Raw genomic sequence first — 17566 nt, 5'->3', positions numbered from 1 at the left:
ACGACGGATGGGCCTGGCGGATCGGCCTGTGACGATAGCCGACGGCGCGGAGCCGAATCAGCTTGCCCACCCGGCACTTTGGCCGACGGCTCGGGCGATGAGCGCAGGCAACGTCCGGCGCGCAGCGGCCTGACCAGGCAGGTACCGTGTCCAGATGGCCGACGGGTTGCTCGATGCCGTGCGCGTCCTCGACTTGTCGAGCGGTGGCGCCGAAGCGGTGACCCGGCTGTTCGCCGACCTGGGTGCCGACGTCCTCAAGGTGGAGCCGCCGGGCGGTGGGCTGGGCCGCGATGCGCTGCCCACGCTGCGCGGGGCCAGCATTCCGTTCGCCGTGCACAACGCCAACAAGCGCAGCGCCGTGCTCGACCCGTTCGATGACGAGGACTGCGCGCGATTCCTGGACCTGGCCGCGGAGGCCGACATCGTCGTGGACACCGGCGCCGACGAACGCGGGGCCATGTTCGGCACCTCGGGCGAGGAGCTGGCGGCCCGCTACCCGCACCTGGTGGTGCTGTCGATCACGGATTTCGGCGCGACGGGTTCACGCTCGTCCTGGCGTGCCACCGACCCGGTGTTGTACGCGATGGGTGGCGCGCTGTCGCGCTCCGGACCCACCACCGGCACTCCCGTGTTGCCGCCCGACGGTATCGCGTCGGCGACCGCCGCCGTTCAGGCAGCGTGGGCCGCGCTCGCGGCGTACTACAACCGATTGCGTTGCGGCACAGGCGATTACATCGACTTTTCTTGGTTTGATGCGGTGGTGATGGCCCTCGATCCCGCGTTCGGCGCACACGGGCAGGCCGCCGCCGGTGTCCGTCGCAGCGGGCGCTGGCGGGGCCGGCCGAAAAACCAGGACGCGTACCCGATCTATGCATGCCAGGACGGCTACGTCCGGCTGTGCGTGATGGCACCGCGGCAGTGGCGCGGGCTGCGGCGCTGGCTGGGGGAGCCGGCGGAGTTTCAGGACCCGAAATACGACGCGATCGGCGAGCGGTTCGCTGCCTGGCCCCAGATCAGCGCGCTGATTCGGGAGCTGTTCGCCGAGCAGACGATGAAGGACTTGGTGGCCGCCGGCCAGGCGAACGGGGTGCCGATCGCCGCGGTGCTGACGCCCGCACGGATCCTGGGGTCCGAACACTTCCAGTCGGTAAGCGCCATCACCGAGGCCGAACTCGTCCCCGGCGTGCGCACCACCGTGCCGACCGGCTATTTCGTCGTCGACGGCCGTCGCGCGGGTTTCCGGACACCGGCGCCGGCCACCGGGCAGGACGAACCGTACTGGCGCGGCACTCCGTCGGTGGTGCCGTCATCGTCGGGCCGGCTCGGCGACTACCCCTTCGCCGGGCTGCGGATCCTCGATCTGGGCATCATCGTCGCCGGTGGCGAGCTGAGCCGGTTGTTCGGCGACCTGGGCGCCGAAGTCATCAAAGTCGAAAGCGTCGACTACCCGGACGGGTTGCGGCAGGCCCGGGCCGGCGATGCCATGAGCGAGTCCTTCGCCTGGACGCACCGCAACAACCGGGGGCTGGGCCTGGATCTGCGCAGCGCCGAGGGCAAGAAGATCTTCGGCCGCCTGGTGGCCGAGGCCGACGCGGTGTTCGCCAACTTCAAGCCCGGAACCCTTACGGCACTGGGCTTCTCGTACGACGAGTTGCGCGCCATCAACCCGCGCATTGTGCTGGCCGAGAGCAGCGCCTTCGGCGACACCGGTCCGTGGAGCGCGCGGATGGGCTACGGGCCACTGGTCCGCGCCACCACCGGGGTGACCCGGCTCTGGACGTCCGACGATGCGGGCGAAACCGACACCGGCAGGCACGGGTTCTACGACGCGACAACGGTGTTCCCCGACCATGTGGTGGGGCGGGTCACGGCGATCGGGGCGCTGGCCGCGCTGATCCACCGCGACCGGACCGGCCGGGGAGCCCACGTGCACATCTCGCAGGCCGAAGTCGTGGTCAATCAGCTCGACACGCTGTACGTCACCGAGGCCGCGCTGGCCGCGGGCGTCGCGCAGATCCGCCTGGACACCAGCCTGCATGCGGTCTACCCCTGCGCGGGTGACGACGAATGGTGCGTCATCTCGATCCGCTCCGACGATGAATGGCGCCGCGCGGCATGGGTTTTCGATCATGCCGGGTGGGCTGACGATCCGCGCTTCGCCACCGGCGAAGCGCGACTGGCCCATCGCGGGGAACTGGTGGACCTGGTGTCCGGCTGGACCCGCACGCGCACCCCGCTGCGGGCGGCCGAACTGCTGCAGTCGGCCGGGGTGCCGGCCGGGCCGATGAACCGTCCGCCTGACGTACTCGAGGACCCGCAGCTGGTCGCGCGAAACGTCTACTGCCCGATGACGCATCCGCTCATCGACCATTCGCTGCCGGCCGAGACGGGACCGGCGCCGTACCGCCACATACCGGCGGCCCGGCAGGCGCCGGCGCCGCTGCCCGGCCAGGACACGGTGGAGATCTGCCGGGACGTGCTGGGCATGAATCCCGGGGACATCCAGCGGCTGATCGACGACGGCGTCCTGTCCGTCCCGGCCGGCACCGGGTAGCGCGCGAAACCGCGACCCTCCGCGCGGGTGCGGGCCGCTACCACGGACAGATCCGTAGCCACGCTAAATTCGTCCCATGAGCGTCGACCCCAGGACCCCGGTGCTGATCGGCTACGGCCAGGTCAACCATCGCGACGAGATCGACCCGGAGGCCCGGTCGGTCGAGCCGATGGACCTGATGGTGGCCGCGGCGCAGCAGGCCGCCGATGCCGCGGTGATCCAGGCCGTGGACTCCATCCGCATCGTGAACATCCTGTCGGCGCAGTACCGCGACCCGGGCCTGTTGCTCGGCCAGCGAATCGGCGCCTCCGACTTCAGCACCCTGTACAGCCCGGTCGGCGGCAATGTGCCGCAGTCGTTGGTCAACCAGGCCTGCCTGGACATCCAGCGGGGCAACGCCAAGGTGGTGCTGCTGGCGGGCGCCGAAACCTGGCGCACCAGGCGGGCGCTGCGGGCCAGGGGCGCCAAGCTGACGTGGACCGAACAGGACCACTCCGTCCCGATGGCCGAGATCAGCGGTGACGACGTCCCGATGGCCGGTGAGGCCGAGATCAGGATCGCCCTGGACCGGCCGGCCTACGTCTACCCGATGTTCGAGGAGGCGCTTCGTGTCGCCGGCGGGGAGTCGATCGACGACCACGTCAAGCGCATCGGAGCGCTGTGGGCGCGGTTCAACGCCGTGGCCGTGAACAACCCGAACGCCTGGATCCGCAAACCGTCGAGCGCCGAGGACATCAGCCAGGCGGGCCCGCAGAATCGGATGATCAGTTGGCCCTACACCAAGCTGATGAACTCCAACAACATGGTCGACCAGGGCGCCGCGCTGGTGCTGACCTCGGTCGGCGAGGCGTCCCGGCTGAAGGTTCCGGCCGAGCGGTGGGTCTACCCGCACGCGGGCACCGACGCCCACGACACCCCGTCCATCGCCGAGCGCCACGAGCTGCACCGGTCTACCGCGATCCGGATCGCCGGGGCGCGCGCGCTGGAGCTCGCCGGCCTGGGCATCGACGACATCGATTATGTCGACCTGTACTCCTGCTTTCCCTCGGCGGTTCAGGTGGCGGCGGCCGAACTCGGCCTGAGCGTCGACGATCCCGCCCGCCCGCTGACGGTGACCGGTGGGCTGACGTTCGCGGGCGGACCGTGGAGCAACTACGTCACGCATTCGATTGCCACCATGGCGGAATTGCTGGTGGCCAATCCCGGTCGGCGCGGCCTGATCACCGCCAACGGCGGCTACCTGACCAAACACAGCTTCGGGGTCTACAGCACCGAGCCGCCGGCCGAATTCCGTTGGGAAGACACCCAACCGGCGGTCGATCGGGAGCCGACGACGGACGCGGTGGGGGAGTGGGAAGGCGTGGGTACGGTCGAAGCCTGGACGACGCCGTTCGACCGCGAGGGACAACCCGAGAAGGCGTTTTTGGCGGTGCGCACGCCCGACGGGTCGCGCGCCCTGGCCGTTATCACCGATCGCGCCGCGGCGCAGGCATCGGTGCGTGAAGATATCGGTGGCGCCAAGGTAGCCGTCGCCGCGGACGGCAGCGCGGCGCTGCAGTAACCCCGGGCGGCGACATCACGTCAGGTCACCGAACCGTTACCGGACTAACGGTCGCGTAGCCCATGCCCGCTTGCCTATTGTTGAGTGCTGAGGGTTGGGGGAGGTGAGCCCAGGTGCACATCCTGGTTACCGACGCCACCGGCGCACTCGGGCGGCTGGTCGCCGGGCAGCTGATCGCGGCCGGGCACACGGTCAGCGGCATTGCTGAGCTCCCTCATCCGTGCCTCGACCGCAACGTCAGCCTGGTTTGCGCGCCGCTGCGCGATCCGGTGCTGCGCGAGCTGACCGACGACGCCGATGCGGTGATCCACCTGGCTCCCATCGATCCCTTTGTCCCCGGCAGCGCGGACATGGACGGCCTGGCCCGGGTGACCGATGCGGCCGCCCGCGCCGGTTCCCGGCTGCTGTTCGTGTCGCAGGCCGCCGGCCGGCCCGAGCTGTATGGACCGGCCGAGGACCTGGTGGCCTCGAGCTGGGGCCCCACCGTGGTCGTCCGGATCGCGCCACCGGTCGGTCGCCAGCTCGACTGGATGGTGTGCCGCACCGTGGCCACCCTGCTGCGCACCAAAGTCTCGACTCGGCCCATGCGGGTGCTGCATCTCGACGACCTGATGCGCTTTCTGGTTCTGGCGCTGAACACCGACCGCACCGGCATCGTCGACCTTGCGAGCCCGGACACCGTCAATCTGATCACCGCCTGGCGGATGTTGCGAGCCACCGACCCGCGTTCCCGGCTGCATCGGCTGCGCAGCTGGTCGCAGCTAATTCCTGAGATGAATGTTGCAGCGGCACAAGAGGATTGGTCGTTCGAGTTCGGCTGGCACGCGCTGGACGCGGTCGCCGACACCGCACGCGGGCTGGTCGGCCGCCGGCTCGACACCGCGGGCGCGATCAACCACGGCGGACGGTTGGCGCTGCCGGTCGAGGTGCTGGCGCACCCTCGACGCTCGGCCGACGACGCGCACAGCGCGGCACCCGAAGGCGTCGAGGGCGAATTCGACGACCAGATCGATCCCCGGTTTCCGGTCTTCAGCGGCTCCGCCCTCGACGAGGCGCTGCCCGGACCGCTCACGCCGATAACGCTGGACGTCCAGCTGAGCGGACTGCGTGCCGCGAGCCGCGTGTTGGGTCAGGCGCTCGCGCTCGGCGGCGCGGTCGATGCGGAATGGGGCAGCAGGGCCATCGCGGTGTTCGGCCATCGCCCGTACGTCGGAGTATCGGTCAACATGGTCGCCGCCTCCCAGCTACCCGGTTGGGACCAGGAGGCCGTCGCCCGCGACGCCCTGGTCGGCAGGCCCCACGTGGGGGATCCACTGCCGCTCGGTGAGCCGGCCCTGACGGTCGGAGCCCTCGGCTCGGTGGCCAAAGCGGTTGCCGCGGGGCGGTCGGTGGCCCTGCTCCGCCACCTGCGGGCCGACACCCGCGCCTACGTCGCGGCGGCCACCGCGGAGCACCTCGACGCCGGTCAGCTGGCGTTGCTGCCGGAGGCGGCACTGGAGGTTCGGCTGCGGCTGTTGCGCGACCGCATTCATCAAGGGTGGATCCTCAACGCGCTGTGGCTGATCGACGCCGGCGTCAGCGCCGCGGCGCCGGTGCGCGGCCAGGGTCGGCGCGGCGTGCCCGGGATGGGCATGATCACCGACAGCGACCTGGTCGCCGCCGAGCTCGCCGAGTTGGCGGCCGCGCTGCGGGCCGACCCGCCGTTGTGCGCGCTGGCCGAGGAGGGCAACCTCGCCAGCATTCGCGCGTTGTCACCGACGACCGCGGCCGCCGTGGATGCCGCCGTCGCGCGGATCGGGCACCGCGGCGCGGGCGAGGCCGAGCTGGCCAGCAGGACATTCGCCGACGATCCGACGATGTTGCTGATCGCCGCCGCCGCACAGCCCACACCACCGGTGGCGCCGCACGACCGGCCAGCCACCCACAGCCGAGGCTCCCGGGAGCTGGCCCACGACGCCACCATGCGGTTCACCCACGAGCTCCGAATGACGTTGCGCGCCTTGGGTTCGCTGCGAGTCGAGGCGGACCAGATCGATGACGTCGACGACGTGTACTACCTGACCTGCAACGAACTGGTCACGCTGCCCGGCGATGCGCGGCTGCGGATCAAACGCCGCCGCACCGAACGGGAACGGCTGCAGGTGCAGTGCCCGCCGGACGTCATCGACGGGACGTGGGTGCCGGTGCGGCGCAGCGCTGACGGCTCCGACGCCGCACGCACGGCAGGACTGGATCAGAACTGAGCGCTCAACCCAAAAGCTCGCGCAGGGCCAGCGCGTTGCGGACCGCGTGGCCACCCAGGTCGTTGTTGAAATACATCCACACGTCCCTGCCTTCGGCGTCCCACTCGGCGATTCGATCGGCCCAGCGCCGTAGCTCCTCGTCGGAATACGAGCCGGCGTAATTGGCGTCCGGATCCGGACCGTGCATCCGGATGTACACCAGATCGGTTGTCGCCCGGGGGATGCACTCCAGCCCGAGACCGCTCATCACCACATACGCGGCGCGCCGGCGTTCCAGTAACTCGAACACGGCGGGGTCATTCCACGACGGGTGACGCAATTCGACGGCGACGCGGATCGACTCGGGCATCAGGGCCAGGAACGAATCCAGGCGCGCGTCGTCGCGCTGCTGCTCGGGGTGCAGTTGCACGAGCAGCACCCCATGCCGATCACCGAGCAGACGCCAACAACGTTCGAACCGTTCGATCCACGGTTCGGGTGAGGCGAGCCGGCGGTAGTGCGTCAGTCCACGATGCGCCTTGACCGACATGGTGAAGCCCTCCGGCAGCTGCTTGCGCCAGCCGGTAAAGGTCGAATCCTGGGGCCAGCGGTAGAAACTCGCGTTCAGCTCCACGGTGTCGAAGACTTCGATGTAGCGGGCCAGCCGGCGCCCCGACGGCGTTCCGGTCGGGTAGAGCACATCCACCCAGTGGTTGTACGACCACCCCGAGGTACCGATGCGTATGGTCACTGTCCGCTCAGCCGGTCACCCGCCGACGCACATCGTCGTCTAGCGACACCCTGATGAGTGCGGCGGCAAGTTGCGCATTGGCTTGCGGTGCAAGTGATCCCAACTTCTTCGGTTCGGCAGGCAAGCCCAGTTGTTTGGCGGTGGCGGTGGCTCGGGCGTCGAAGTACGGACGCACCCAGGTCCATACGTCTTGGACTTCGCGCAGGAAGATGTCGGCGCCGGTGTCGCCGATTCCCTTGAATTTCTTCAACATCCGCTTGGCGGTGGCCACGTCATGCCGGCTGCGGTCGGCCAGTTGGCGCAGATCACCGGAGTAATCCTCACGAACGGTGTCGGCCATATCGGTTAGCCGGGTCGCCGAGCTCTCGTCGTAGCGAACGTAGTGCGCGCGCCCGAACGCCTCGATCATGGTCTGCCGGTCCGCCGCCAGCACGGCTTTGGGGGTCCGCAGCCCCGCCTTGAACAGTTCACGCGCGGCGGCCATGGCGATGCCCGCGTCGATCGGCTTGCTGGCGAGCATGCACAGGACCAGAAGCTGAAACAGCGGCATCGGCTTGTCGGCCATCGTGATGCGTGCCTGCGCCGCGTAAGTCGTACCGGCAACGTCGAGCAGTCGTCGCACCCGCGGGTCCATAGGCACTCGCTTACCCGCGCATCGCGCGAGCTAACCGGCGCTACTTGGGTGGCAGACCGCGCGCGTAACCGACTCCGCGGTTCACCCAACCGTGAAGCTGGCGTTTGGTTTGCACGCCGGCGGCGTCGACGTGCAGCCAGCCCCGGGCTTCCCGGCCGGCCATCACCATCGGGCTGACATGGGCACGCGCCGCGAGCTTGTCGGTGTCTTCCCGCGGCACTCGCACCAGCAGTCCGCCCTGGCCGCTGACGGCCACCGACATGTTGCCGTTGATCAGAAACGCCAGACCGCCGAACATGCGTTTCTCGTCGACACCGGGCTCGGTGCCGAGGAGTTCGCGGATGCGGTTCGCCAGATGCTCGTCGTAGGCCATCCGCCGACCCTAATCCCGGGGACCGACCGGGGCGGCGACGTCAGTCCAGGTCGACGCGGATGGTCAGCAGGTCGCTGCCCATCAACCGCACCACCGCGCTGTTCAGTCGCGGCAGGTTGCCGAGCCGCTGCACGGCGTCATCGTCGGGCAGCAGGTGCGCAGTGCCGTTGCGCCACCGGCCGCCGACCCGCACCCGGACAGCCGGATTCGCTTTGATGTTGCGGACATAGTCCGAGTGCTCGCCGTGCTCGGAAACCATCCAGAACTGGTTGTCGACCACGCGCCCACCTACCGTGGTACGCCTGGGCTTTCCGCTCTTGCGGCCGGTGGTTTCCAGCATGGTCATCGGTAGCTGGCGGCCCACCGGATTGACCACCAGCCGTTGAACGCGACGGACCACTTGCCGTTTCAGCTTCCCGAAGTCAGTCATAGCTTGGATTCTGCCGCATACGAGAACAGCCGCCACATGAGCGACGGCTGTCTCGTTATGCGGTTGTAGGTCAGCTGCCCGGCGACCTCACGCGGCCACCGTCGCGGCTTCGGCCGCCGGTTCCAGCGCCTGGGCGACGATCTCGGCGACATCGGTCATCGGCTTGACCGTCAACGCCTCCAGCACCTCGGCCGGCACGTCGTCCAGATCCGGCTCGTTACGCGCGGGGATGAAAACCGTTGACAATCCGGCACGTTGGCCCGCCAGCAGCTTCTGCTTGACGCCGCCGATGGGCAACACCCGCCCGTTCAGCGTGACCTCACCGGTCATCCCGACGTCGGAGCGGACCTGGCGTCCGGTCGCCATCGACACCAGCGCGGTCACCATGGTGACGCCGGCGGACGGCCCGTCCTTGGGCACCGCGCCCGCGGGCACGTGCACGTGGATGCGCCGGTCCAGCGCCTTGGGGTCAACGCCCAGCAGGTGAGCGTGTGAGCGCACGTAGGATAGCGCGATCTGCGCAGATTCCTTCATGACGTCACCCAGTTGACCGGTCAGCTGCAGACCCGCCTCGCCATCCGTCGAGCCCGCCTCGATGTACAGCACGTCGCCACCAAGACCGGTGACGGCCAGCCCGGTGGCCACACCCGGCACCGCCGTGCGCTCGGCCGACTCGGGCGTGAACCGCGGGCGGCCAAGGTAACCCACCAGATCCGGCTCGTCGATGGTCAGCGGTTCGGCGTTGTCCGCCAGCTTGGTGGTCGCCTTGCGCAGCGCCTTGGCCAGCAGCCGTTCGAATTGCCGCACGCCCGGTTCGCGGGTGTAGTCGGCGGCGATCTTGCGCAGCGCGGCGTCGGTCACCGTGACCTCGTCCTCGGTCAGCGCTGCCCGCTCTCGCTGCCGGGGCAACAGGTAGTCCCGGGCGATGGCGACCTTGTCGTCCTCGGTGTAGCCGTCGATCTGCACCAGTTCCATCCGGTCCAGCAGCGCCGACGGAATGTTCTCGATCACGTTGGCGGTGGCCAAAAACACCACGTCGGACAGGTCCAGATCCAGGTCCAGGTAATGGTCGCGGAAGGTGTGGTTCTGCGCGGGGTCGAGCACCTCGAGCAGCGCCGCGCTCGGGTCACCGCGATAGTCGGAACCGACCTTGTCGATTTCGTCAAGCAGCACAACGGGATTCATCGATCCCGCCTCACCGATCGCGCGCACGATCCGGCCCGGCAACGCGCCGACGTAGGTGCGACGGTGCCCACGGATCTCGGCCTCGTCGCGCACGCCGCCCAGGGCGACGCGGACGAACTTGCGGCCTAAGGCCCTTGCCACGCTTTCACCCAGCGAAGTCTTGCCGACGCCGGGAGGACCAGCCAACACCATCACCGCACCGGAACCGCGACCGCCGACGACCTGCAGCCCGCGCTGGGCGCGCCGCGCCCGCACGGCCAGGTACTCGACGATGCGGTCCTTGACGTCCTCCAGCCCGTGGTGGTCGGCGTCCAGAACTTCGCGGGCCACCTTCAGATCGGTGGAGTCTTCGGTCCTGGCGTTCCACGGCAGGTCGAGCACGGTGTCCAGCCAGGTGCGGATCCAGCCGCTTTCCGGGCTCTGGTCGCTGGAGCGTTCCAGCTTGCCGACCTCGCGCAGCGCGGCCTCGCGCACCTTCTCGGGCAACTCGGCGGCCTCGACGCGGGCCCGGTAGTCGTCCGACCCGTCCGGTTCGCCTTCGCCCAGCTCTTTGCGGATGGCGGCCAGTTGTTGGCGCAGCAGGAACTCCTTCTGCGTCTTCTCCATGCCGTCGCGGACGTCCTCGGCGATCTTGTCGCTCACCTCGACCTCGGCCAGGTGCGAGCTGGTCCAATCGATCAGCACGCGCAGCCGCTCGGCGACGTCGACGGTCTCCACCAGTTGCCTCTTCTGCGCGTTGGTCAGGTAGGAGGCGTACCCGGAGGTGTCCGCCAGCGCCGACGGATCGGTCAGCCTGTTGACGTAATCGATGATCTCCCAGGCCTCGCGGCGTTGCAGCATGGCCAGCAGCAGCTTCTTGTACTCCGCCGTCAATGCCTTGACCTCGTCGGTCGCCTCGGTGGCGGGCACCTCGATCGCCTCGACCCACAGCGCCGCACCGGGTCCGGATGCGCCGGCCCCGATCTGGGCCCTGCGCTCACCGCGCACCACCGCGGCGGTGCCGCCGCCGGCGATGCGCCCGACCTGCAGGATCTTCGCGATCACGCCGTGTGAGGGATACCGGTCCTCGAGCCGGGGGGCGACCAGCAACTGCCCCGATTCACTCGCCTGAGCGGCGTCTATCGCCGCGCGGGCGGCGTCGTCCAGGGCGATTGGCACCACCATTCCGGGCAGCACGATGGTGTCGGTGACAAACAGCACCGGCACCGACTTGGCATCAGCCATCAAAATCCTCCAAAAGTTGAGTCTGATGGACTTAACCCAGCCGGGCGCCGGTTTGTTCCCCAGCACCTGCTTTTTCGCCGGGGCGTGAGCGTGACGTTGGTTTCACGCTGGACGACGAGCGTGAAGTCAGTTGCACATTCGTCGCATGTTGGGGCAGCCAGCCGAAGTCATTCCGTAACCAGTGAGCCGTGACGCCGCGGCGTCAGGTCACTGAGTCAATGGGACCGAGCCGCTTGAGCTGGGTGACGTGCCGGGGCGACAGCTCTTCCAGGCAGGTCACGCCGAGTAGCGCCATGGTCCGCAGAATCCCGCTCGCCAGAATGTCGATCGCGCGGCTGACCCCGGCCTCGCCGCCGGCCATCAGGCCGTACAGGTAGGCCCGCCCGACCAGTGTGCATCGGGCCCCCAGCGCGACTGCGGCAACGATGTCCGCGCCGGACATGATGCCGGTGTCGACCAGGATTTCGGTGTGTTTGCCAAGCTCGCGTGCGACCGTGGGCAGCAGGTGGAAGGGCACCGGGGCCCGATCCAGTTGGCGCCCGCCATGATTGGACAACACGATGCCGTCGACGCCGCGGTCGACGACGGCGCGCGCATCATCGAGCGTTTGAATTCCCTTGACGACGAGCTTTCCGGGCCATTGCGCCTTGATCCACTCCAGGTCGTCGAAGGTGAGGCTGGGGTCGAACATGGTGCTCAGGTATTCGGCCACCGTGCCCGGCCAGCGGTCCAGCGAGGCGAACGCCAGCGGCTCGGTGGTCAGCAGATCGAACCACCACTTGGGATGCGGCACGGCATCGAGCACGGTGCGCAGCGTCAGCGTCGGCGGGATCGTCATGCCGTTGCGGTTGTCCCGCAGCCGGGCGCCGGAGACGGGAACGTCGACGGTGGCCAGCAGGGTGTCGAAGCCCGCGGCGGCGGCGCGGCTCACCAGCGCCATCGAGCGCTCGCGGTCGCGCCACATGTAGAGCTGAAACCACTTTCGGCCCTGGGGGACGGCGGTGACCAGGTCTTCGATCGAGCAGGTGCCCAGCGTGGACAGTGAGAACGGGATCCCCGCCCTGGCCGCGGCCCCCGCGCCGGCGATCTCGCCCGCGGTGTGCATCAGCCGGGTGAATCCGGTGGGCGCGATCCCGACTGGCAGGGCGACCGGCTGGCCCAGCACGTTCCAACCGGCGGTGACTTGCGAGACGTCGCGCAGGATCGTCGGATGAAATTCGATGTCGCGGAACGCCTGTCGTGCGCGTCCGATGGACAACTCGTCATCGGCGGCGCCGTCGGTGTAGTCGAACGCCGCTTTGGGGGTACGGCGTTTGGCGATGCGGCGCAGATCCTCGATGGTGTAGGCGGCGTCGAGGCGGCGCTTGGTCGCGTTGAACTGCGGTCGCTTGAATTGCATCAGCGGCGCGAGGTCGCGCACATTGGGCACTCGTCGTGGGACGGCCATATGTGCCACCGTAGTCACATGGAATCCGCGACCGACCCTTTCGATCTGAACCGGTTCGTCACCGCGCAGGCTCCGGTCTACGGCCAGGTCATCGGGGAACTGCGCGACGGACGAAAGCGCAGTCACTGGATGTGGTTTGTGTTCCCGCAACTGCGCGGTCTGGGCGGCAGCCCGACGGCGGTTCATTACGGCATTGCCTCGCTGCAGGAGGCCCGTGCTTACCTGGCCCACGACCTGCTCGGGCCGCGGCTGCGAGAATGCACCCAACTGGTCAACGACATCCAGGGCCGCTCCGTCACGCAGATCTTCGGCTCGCCCGACGACCTCAAGCTGCGCTCGTCGATGACGTTGTTCGCCCTTGCGACCGACGACCACCAGGACTTCGTCGCGGTGCTCGACAAGTATTACGACGGCGAGCAGGATCCGCTGACCCTGGCCCGACTGCAGGACTAGACGGGCTGCAGGATCCGCCAGCCGCGGGGCTCGACGTCGACGGCGTCGACGACCTCCTGCGGCGGGGCCGCCGATCCGCCGATCACCTGCGCGCGGGCCGTACCCAGCTTCGGGAGCGAAACCCGCAGCGGCTTGTCGTCGATATTGAGCACCACCAGTAACGCGTGGTCGCCGTTGCGGGTCTCGTACACGTAGTGCCGGTTTTCCAGCAGCCGCGCGGTGGTGGACGCCGCGTGTAGCCAGGGATAGCGGCGACGCAGTCCCACCAGATACTGGTGCAACCGCCAGGTCTCGACCCCGAACACATCTAATTGCAGTGGGGGAGAGCCGAACTCGGGCCGCACCGCGTCGTCGCCGCCGAACCGTTCTTCCTTCACGCCCCGGAACCCGAGCTCGTCGCCGGCGTACACGCTGGGCACCCCGCCGATGGTCAGCAGCAGCACCAGCGCGTGGGCGACGTGTTCGGGGTTTTCCAGCCGGCTCGCGATGCGGGTGACGTCGTGGTTGCCGATGAAGGTCAGCGGGGAGAAGACGGTCAAAAAGTCGTTGTGGCGCTGCAGCGCCCAATCGAGTTCGAAGAAGTTGCCGTCATTCAGGCTGCTCCAGATCGCCTTCCACAGCTCGTATTGGGTGGCCGAGTCGAAGGTGGCTTCCTTTACCACCGCGGCGTAGTCGCCGTGGATGAGTTCACCGACGAACCAGGCCTCCGGGTAGCGCTCGCGCACCCTCGGCAGGGTGGAGGCCCAGAAGTGTTGCGGCACGGCGTAAGCCGCATCGAGGCGCCAGCCGTCGGCGCCGCGCCCCAACCAGTGCGCCATCACGTCGACGGTGTAGTCGGCGACTTCGGGATTGTCGTGGTTGAGGGTGATCAGCCCGGAGTGGCCCTCGAAGGTGTGGAAACGACCGGGACGCCCGCGAAACCAGCGCGCCGCCGCGTCGTCGTTGGCCGCCTCGCGATAGCGCGCGAAGTCCTCGCCGACGTGATTGAACACCCCGTCGAGCAGCACCCGCAGGCCGCGCCGATGCGCCTCGGCGACCAGGTGGTCGAAGTCGGCGTCATCGCCCAGCCGCGGATCGATGCGGTAGTGGTCGGTGGTGTCGTAACCGTGGGTGCGCGAGGCGAAGATGGGCCCCAGCGCGATGCCGGAAGCCCCGAGTTCGATGGCGTGGTCCAACCAGTCGACGAGCCGCCGCAACCGGTGTTCCTCCGGTTGCGGCGGCTCGTTCGGCTGCGGTGTGGGAAATGCTCCCACGAACCCCAGCGGGTAGACCTGCCACCAGATCGCGTGCTGGACCCAGGCGGGTCCGGTCACGGCACTGGACACGACGGCGCGGTCAGCCGACGGTTGCCAGCGTCTGCGAGGCGATGATCGCTTGCGCCACGCCGGAGATGATCGCCGCGGCCTTCAACGCCTCTTGAATGGTTTCCCGGCTGACACCGGCCTCGCGCAGCGTGTGTTCGTGGGCGGCCACGCAGTCCGGGCACCCGTTGATCGACGACACCGCGAAGGACCACAGTTCGAAGTTCGCCTTCTCCACGCCGGGGTTGGCGATGATGTTCATCCGCAATCCCGCGCGCAGGTCGTCGTACTTGCCGTCCAGGAAGCCGCGACCACGGTAGAACACGTTGTTCATGCCCATGATCGATGCGGCTCCCAGCGCCGCGTTGTATGCCTCGGCGGACAGGATGTCGGCCGCCTCGGCCCCGATCTCGGCGAGCACCTGCGTGTTCCGGGTCGCCGCGGCGCTGGCCAGCAGCGTGCCCCACAGCTGCTCTTCGTTCAGCTCGGTAGTGCGGGTAATCGAGCCCAGGTTGAGCTTGAGGTCCTTGGCGTACTCCGGCAGCGCCTCTTTGAGGTTTTCTACGCTCATCTCGCCTCCCTAATCCGACCTTATGCGATCGAGAATCAGGCCGACTGCTTGAGCAGCTCGGTGGCGTCCAGCGTCGGGTCTCCCTTGCGCCAGTTGCAGGCGCACAGCTCGTCGGACTGCAGTGCGTCCAGGACGCGCAGCACCTCTTCGACGTTGCGGCCCACGGAACCGGCGGTGACCGAAACGAACTGGATCTCGTTGTTGGGGTCGACGAGGAAGGTCGCCCGGTCGGCCACGCCCTCGGCGTTGAGCACACCGGTGGCCAGGCTGAGCTCGCGCTTGATGTCCGAGAGCATCGGGAAGGGCAGCTTCTTCAGGTCCTCGTGCTGTGCACGCCAGTTGAAGTGGACGAATTCGCTGTCGATCGAAACGCCCAGCACCTGCGCGTCGCGGTCGGCGAATTCGTCGTTGAGCTTGCCGAACGCGGCGATCTCGGTCGGGCACACGAAGGTGAAGTCCTTGGGCCAGAAGAACACCACGCGCCACTTGCCGGCGTGGTCCTCGTTGGTGATGGTGGTGAAGTAGTCCCCAGGCTGCTTGGCGTCGACCTTGGACAGATCGCCCGCGACCAATGCAGTGAGCTCGTAGGCGGGGAACTGGTCGCCGATGGTCAGCAGAGGCATGTCGCTCCTTGTCTGGATTCACTCAAGATTAGCTTTTCCTACACCATGGTGCCGGGTAGCCTAGTTGAAGTAAAGGTGATATTTCCCACTAGACTTATAGGCATGCCCGATAAGAGTTATCAGCCCACGATCGCCGGCCTGCGCGCGTTCGTCGCCGTCGCCGAGCGGCGCCAATTCAGCGGTGCCGCAACGGCTCTCGGCGTAAGCCAGTCGACGCTGTCGCAGGCGCTGGCGGCGCTGGAAACCGGTTTGGGCACCCAGCTGGTCGAACGCTCCACCCGGCGAGTCTTCTTGACAACCGAGGGCACTCAACTGCTGCCGCGCGCCCAGGCCGTCGTCGAGGCCGCGGACGCGTTCACCGCCGCGGCCGCGGGCACGTCGGATCCGCTGCGGACCGACATGCGGCTGGGGCTGATACCCACGGTGGCGCCCTACGTGCTGCCGACGGTGCTGGCCGGGGTCGCCGAGCAGCTGCCGGGCATGACGCTGCGGGTGACCGAGGACCAGACCGAGCGATTGCTGGCGGTGCTGCGGGAAGGCGCACTGGACGCAGCCCTGATCGCCCTGCCCGCCGAAGGCGCCGGCGTCACCGCGATCCCGATCTACGACGAAGACTTCGTGCTGGCCCTACCTCCCGGCCATCCGCTGGCGGGCAAGCGCCGGGTTCCGGCGACGGCCCTGGCCGACCTGCCGCTGCTGTTGCTGGACGAGGGGCATTGCCTGCGCGATCAGGCGCTCGACGTCTGCCACAAGGCGGGCGTGCGCGCGGAGCTGGCCAACACCCGCGCCGCGTCACTGGCGACCGCGGTGCAGTGTGTGACCGGCGGCCTGGGCGTCACGCTCATTCCGCAGAGCGCGGTGCCGGTCGAGGCGTCCCGCAGCCGCCTGGGTCTGGCGCAGTTCGCGGCGCCCCGCCCGGGGCGGCGGATCGGATTGGTTTTCCGCTCGTCGAGCGGGCGCGATGAGTCCTACCGCCAGTTGGCCGGACTCATCGGCAAGTTGATCAGCAGCCAGCATCAGGTGCGGCTGGTGAAGTAGCCCTACGCGGCTGCCACCCACGGGTAGGTTCTGCCTATGGAGAAGGTGATCGCAGTGCTGAGGCGTGCCGAGCCGGATGACGCGTGGTGCGCCCGGCAGCGGGGCCACATCGCCGACGCGCTGCTGCAACTGGGCGTCGCCGGGCTGCAGATGAACGTTCGTGACGGCGCCGTGCGTCACTCGCTGATGACCTTGACGACGTTGGACCCGCCGGTGGCCGCGGTGGTGAGCATGTGGACGCAGCAATGCTACGGCGACCAAATGACTGCGGCGCTCAAATTCCTCGGCCAAGAATGCGAACAGCTTGCGGCCTATCTGGTGACCGAATCGGTACCGCTCAGTGCGCCAGCCGTCGAATCAGGCTCTCGCACACCGGGATTGGCTAATGTCGCGCTGCTGCGCCGGCCCGCCGACATGGACCAGTCGACCTGGTTGAGGCGCTGGCAGGGCGACCACACCTCGGTGGCCATCGAAACGCAGTCCACCTTCGGCTACACCCAGAACTGGGTGGTGCGGGCCCTCACCCCGGATGCGCCGGGAATCGCGGGCATCGTCGAGGAGTTGTTCCCGATCGAGGCCACCACCGACCTTCACGCTTTCTTCGGAGCCGCCGATGACGACGACCTACAGGACCGGCTGGGCCGAATGGTCGCCAGCACCAGCGCCTTTGGCGCCAACGAAAACATCGACACCGTACCGACGAGCCGGTATGTCTTCGCCACCCCGTTCAACGGATAGGGGACTCACATGACAACACTGCGCGACGCCGTGGCGTTGGCCGCGACGGAAAGCGGTCTGGCGGTGGTGTCCACCGTCCGCGCCGATGGGACGGTCCAGGCTTCATTGGTCAACGTGGGGCTGCTGGCGCACCCGGCCACCGACCAACCAGTGCTTGGCTTCACCACCTACGGCAGGGTCAAGCTGGCCAACCTGCGGGCCCGGCCGCAATTGGCCGTGACGTTCCGCAACGGGTGGCAGTGGGCGACGGTCGAGGGCCGCGCGGAGCTGGTCGGCCCCGACGACAGCCAGCCCTGGTTGACGGACGCCGACCAATTGCGATTGCTGCTGCGCGACGTGTTCATCGCCGCCGGCGGCACCCACGACAACTGGGACGAGTACGACCGGGTGATGGCCCGGGAGAGGCGCGCCGTGGTGCTGATCGCCCCAACCCGCGTCTACAGCAACGGCTAGCCTCGTTA

16 protein-coding genes are annotated in these 17566 nt (G+C 68.3%); 7 read left to right on the top strand and 9 right to left on the bottom strand.

All coding sequences use genetic code 11. The annotated features are described in order from the left end of the window. The first annotated feature begins 154 nt into the window (after nt 1-154). The 3 genes from ACIUM1_RS01705 to ACIUM1_RS01695 all read left to right on the top strand — a co-directional run bounded on the left by ACIUM1_RS01705 (nt 155) and on the right by ACIUM1_RS01695 (nt 6358). Nucleotides 155-2554, top strand: a complete 2400-nt coding sequence (locus tag ACIUM1_RS01705) for a CoA transferase (protein WP_406815583.1) — start codon at nt 155-157, stop codon at nt 2552-2554. A gap of 76 nt (nt 2555-2630) precedes the next feature. Continuing rightward, on the top strand, nt 2631-4115 hold the full coding sequence (locus ACIUM1_RS01700; protein ID WP_406815582.1) for an acetyl-CoA acetyltransferase: 1485 nt from the start codon (nt 2631-2633) through the stop codon (nt 4113-4115). 113 nt (nt 4116-4228) lie between these two features. Beyond that, nucleotides 4229-6358: a hypothetical protein gene (locus ACIUM1_RS01695; protein WP_406815581.1), complete on the top strand. Its 2130-nt coding sequence runs from the start codon at nt 4229-4231 to the stop codon at nt 6356-6358. A 4-nt stretch (nt 6359-6362) separates the two neighbouring features. On the opposite strand, the gene ACIUM1_RS01690 is transcribed toward ACIUM1_RS01695, so the two are convergent. The 6 genes from ACIUM1_RS01690 to ACIUM1_RS01665 all read right to left on the bottom strand — a co-directional run bounded on the left by ACIUM1_RS01690 (nt 6363) and on the right by ACIUM1_RS01665 (nt 12381). Further along, the gene (locus ACIUM1_RS01690; RefSeq protein WP_406815580.1) at nt 6363-7088 is read right to left on the bottom strand and encodes a DUF72 domain-containing protein; all 726 of its coding nucleotides are present in this window, start codon (nt 7086-7088) and stop codon (nt 6363-6365) included. Between the two features lie 7 nt (nt 7089-7095). After that, entirely contained in the window at nt 7096-7722 is a 627-nt protein-coding gene (locus ACIUM1_RS01685) for an endonuclease (protein WP_406815579.1), read from the bottom strand. A gap of 40 nt (nt 7723-7762) precedes the next feature. After that, nucleotides 7763-8095: a TfoX/Sxy family protein gene (locus ACIUM1_RS01680; protein ID WP_406815578.1), complete on the bottom strand. Its 333-nt coding sequence runs from the start codon at nt 8093-8095 to the stop codon at nt 7763-7765. A gap of 40 nt (nt 8096-8135) precedes the next feature. Further along, on the bottom strand, nt 8136-8525 hold the full coding sequence (locus ACIUM1_RS01675) for a nitroreductase family deazaflavin-dependent oxidoreductase (RefSeq protein ID WP_406815577.1): 390 nt from the start codon (nt 8523-8525) through the stop codon (nt 8136-8138). Between the two features lie 87 nt (nt 8526-8612). Further along, nucleotides 8613-10934, bottom strand: a complete 2322-nt coding sequence (lon, locus tag ACIUM1_RS01670; protein ID WP_406815576.1) for an endopeptidase La — start codon at nt 10932-10934, stop codon at nt 8613-8615. Between the two features lie 202 nt (nt 10935-11136). Beyond that, nucleotides 11137-12381 carry an alpha-hydroxy-acid oxidizing protein gene (locus ACIUM1_RS01665; protein WP_406815575.1) on the bottom strand — a complete coding sequence of 415 codons (1245 nt, stop codon included), beginning with the start codon at nt 12379-12381 and terminating at the stop codon, nt 11137-11139. Between the two features lie 18 nt (nt 12382-12399). On the opposite strand from ACIUM1_RS01665, the gene ACIUM1_RS01660 reads away from it, so the two are divergent. Beyond that, nucleotides 12400-12834, top strand: coding sequence for a DUF1810 domain-containing protein (locus ACIUM1_RS01660; protein WP_406815574.1), 435 nt, complete (start codon nt 12400-12402; stop codon nt 12832-12834). On the opposite strand, the gene ACIUM1_RS01655 is transcribed toward ACIUM1_RS01660, so the two are convergent. The 3 genes from ACIUM1_RS01655 to ACIUM1_RS01645 are packed head-to-tail and all read right to left on the bottom strand — an operon-like array spanning nt 12831 to nt 15329. Next, nucleotides 12831-14159, bottom strand: a complete 1329-nt coding sequence (locus tag ACIUM1_RS01655) for an alpha-amylase family protein (RefSeq protein ID WP_406815573.1) — start codon at nt 14157-14159, stop codon at nt 12831-12833. The genes ACIUM1_RS01660 and ACIUM1_RS01655 overlap by 4 nt on opposite strands. A 10-nt stretch (nt 14160-14169) precedes the next feature. After that, nucleotides 14170-14706, bottom strand: a complete 537-nt coding sequence (locus tag ACIUM1_RS01650; RefSeq protein WP_066870770.1) for an alkyl hydroperoxide reductase — start codon at nt 14704-14706, stop codon at nt 14170-14172. Between the two features lie 35 nt (nt 14707-14741). Further along, entirely contained in the window at nt 14742-15329 is a 588-nt protein-coding gene (locus ACIUM1_RS01645; RefSeq protein WP_406815572.1) for a peroxiredoxin, read from the bottom strand. Between the two features lie 102 nt (nt 15330-15431). On the opposite strand from ACIUM1_RS01645, the gene ACIUM1_RS01640 reads away from it, so the two are divergent. The 3 genes from ACIUM1_RS01640 to ACIUM1_RS01630 are packed head-to-tail and all read left to right on the top strand — an operon-like array spanning nt 15432 to nt 17558. Continuing rightward, nucleotides 15432-16367 carry a hydrogen peroxide-inducible genes activator gene (locus tag ACIUM1_RS01640; protein ID WP_406815571.1) on the top strand — a complete coding sequence of 312 codons (936 nt, stop codon included), beginning with the start codon at nt 15432-15434 and terminating at the stop codon, nt 16365-16367. Nucleotides 16368-16403: 36 nt separating this feature from the next. Further along, on the top strand, nt 16404-17105 hold the full coding sequence (locus ACIUM1_RS01635; protein WP_406815570.1) for a hypothetical protein: 702 nt from the start codon (nt 16404-16406) through the stop codon (nt 17103-17105). Between the two features lie 9 nt (nt 17106-17114). Beyond that, nucleotides 17115-17558 carry a TIGR03618 family F420-dependent PPOX class oxidoreductase gene (locus ACIUM1_RS01630; RefSeq protein ID WP_406815569.1) on the top strand — a complete coding sequence of 148 codons (444 nt, stop codon included), beginning with the start codon at nt 17115-17117 and terminating at the stop codon, nt 17556-17558. The last annotated feature ends 8 nt before the right edge of the window (nt 17559-17566 follow it).

Source organism: Mycobacterium sp. M23085 (genome assembly GCF_045343915.1).
GTDB lineage: Bacteria > Actinomycetota > Actinomycetes > Mycobacteriales > Mycobacteriaceae > Mycobacterium.
This window is presented reverse-complemented; position numbering and strand designations above follow the sequence as displayed.